This is a genomic window from Mesorhizobium sp. P2_A12 (assembly GCF_056405075.1).
Genome location: NZ_JBFUCU010000095.1, coordinates 1 through 511, shown reverse-complemented (window position 1 = coordinate 511; position 511 = coordinate 1). Strand labels below are relative to the sequence as shown.

The 511-nt window shown below is 62.0% G+C and carries 1 protein-coding gene; it reads right to left on the bottom strand.

Annotated elements, in window-relative coordinates; translation table 11 throughout:
• The coding region (locus AC1DZU_RS35660; RefSeq protein ID WP_477292155.1) for a corrinoid protein at positions 1 to 511 on the bottom strand (511 nt) is incomplete at both ends.

Here is a 511-nt window from a genome sequence, read left to right as displayed (position 1 = left end):
GCGTCGCGGCAATAAGCGTCGGCGCCGACGGCCTTGCCGAATTCCTCGTTCAGTGGCGCACCGCCGACCAGCACGACATAGTCGTCGCGGATGCCCTTTTCCTTCATCGTGTCGATGACGACCTTCATGTAGGGCATGGTCGTGGTCAGCAGTGCCGACATGCCGATGATGTCGGGCTGGTGCTGCTCGATCGCATCGAGATACTTCTCGACCGCATTGTTGATGCCGAGGTCGATGACRTCGAAGCCGGCACCTTCCATCATCATGCCGACGAGGTTYTTGCCGATGTCGTGGATGTCGCCCTTGACGGTGCCGATGACCATCTTGCCYTGCTTGGGCGCGCCGGTGGCGGCGAGCAGCGGACGCAGGATGAACATGCCGGCCTTCATCGCATTGGCCGACAACAGCACTTCGGGAACGAACAGGATGCCGTCGCGAAAATCCTCGCCGACGATGCGCATGCCTTCGACCAGCGCCTCGGTCAGCACCTTGTAAGGCGCCCAGCCGCGCT